We start from the raw sequence: 804 nt of genomic DNA, 5'->3' as shown, positions 1-804 counted from the left end.
GCACACCGGCAGTCAGCGCACGATCGACCATGGCGGGAATGACCTCAGGTGCAGGCAATAGAGCTTCCATCCGCCGTTTGTACCCAGACGTCCGCTTATCCATGCCTTCCATGATGCCGTTCACTTGCGATTTCAGAGAAGCGAGCAAGGAGAAGTCGACAGGGATGAACGTATGACCGTCTGACCAACCGAGTGTGAGCATCCGAAATCCCTTGTAATAGCAGCCCGTTGCGTGGTCCTTAAACCTTGAAAGCAATTCGACCATTTTGCTGCGGTTCCGCTCAAACATGGAATCGTCGACCACAAATACGGACACGCGATTCTCTTCTGTCAGTGGCTGAACCTTGCGAATAGCGGAGGTACTGAGCAAGGACAAGAACCTACGCCAAGCGTAGCCACTATGATTGAGGAAACGATAGACGGTGTCTTTGCCAGGGAATGCTTCTCCCTTATCGCTTTCCAGCAAACGAAACCAATTCTTGTGATGGAACAGCAGGACGAAGACAAGCTGGAATAAGAATGAACAGGTATATCCGAATCTCTTCTTGAAGCCTGCTGTTTTCAAGTGCTGCAGTACTTTCAATTCTTTGAAAGACGTTTTGATTTCATTTGGAAGTTGATTAACCTGTACGTTTTGCTCTATCATATAGAGGACACCTCTTCTGTATGGTAGTGATGATCTCGACAATCTCACTTTACCAAATGAAGAGGTGTTTTTCTATTTTCGCAACTTCCATAATGAACTGGCCTTCAATTCAGTTACATCGTGCATTAAAGCCGATTTTCGTTCTGCGAAAGTTGAGT

1 protein-coding gene is annotated in these 804 nt (G+C 46.8%); it reads right to left on the bottom strand.

Features of this window, described 5'->3' with window-relative positions:
• Window positions 1–646, bottom strand: a 646-nt coding sequence (locus tag AC6ROY_RS25450) for an IS4 family transposase (protein WP_500103353.1), incomplete at its 3' end; no start/stop codon positions are given.
• Window positions 647–804: the final 158 nt, after the last annotated feature.

This window comes from Paenibacillus sp. sg306046 (assembly GCF_059821225.1).
This window is presented reverse-complemented; position numbering and strand designations above follow the sequence as displayed.